Source organism: Mycobacterium sp. E3198 (genome assembly GCF_001667015.1).
Classification (GTDB): Bacteria; Actinomycetota; Actinomycetes; order Mycobacteriales; family Mycobacteriaceae; genus Mycobacterium.
Genome location: NZ_LZIS01000254.1, coordinates 1 through 696 on the forward strand (window position 1 = coordinate 1; position 696 = coordinate 696).

At 64.1% G+C, this 696-nt stretch carries 1 protein-coding gene; it reads left to right on the top strand.

Features of this window, described 5'->3' with window-relative positions; translation table 11 throughout:
* Positions 1–19: 19 nt before the first annotated feature.
* Positions 20–696, top strand: a 677-nt coding sequence (locus A5673_RS25755) for a cyclopropane mycolic acid synthase family methyltransferase (RefSeq protein ID WP_082958626.1), incomplete at its 3' end; no start/stop codon positions are given.

Consider the following 696-nt stretch of genomic DNA (forward strand, 5'->3'; position numbering starts at 1 on the left):
TTACGAAGAGTCGCAATCGATCTATGACGTTTCAGACGAGTTCTTCGCGCTCTTCCTAGACCCGACGATGGGGTACACCTGCGCATACTTCGAGCGCGACGACATGACGCTCGAGGAAGCCCAGTTCGCCAAGATCGACCTGTCACTGGGGAAGCTCGGGCTCGAGCCGGGCATGACGCTGCTCGACATCGGCTGCGGCTGGGGTGCCACGATGCGCCGCGCCATCGAGAAGTACGACGTGAACGTCGTCGGCCTGACGCTGTCGGAGAACCAGGCCGACCACGTGCAGAAGATGTTCGACCAGATGGACACGAACCGCTCGACGCGGGTGCTGCTGGAGGGCTGGGAGAAGTTCGACGAGCCGGTGGACCGCATCGTCTCCATCGGCGCCTTCGAGCACTTCGGCCGCCAGCGCTGGGGCCACTTCTTCAAGATGGCCTACCGGGTGCTGCCGGCCGAGGGCGTCATGATGCTGCACACCATCACGCGTCCCACGTTCAAAGAGGCCAGGGCGCAGGGCAATCCGCTCACCCACGAAGTGGTCCACTTCACCCAGTTCATCCTGGCCGAGATCTTCCCGGGCGGCTGGCTACCGACGATCCCGTCGGTCGAGGAGCACGCGGAGGAGGTCGGCTTCAAGATCACGCGCACCCAGTCGCTGCGGCTGCACTACGCGACGACCCTCGAAACGTGGGC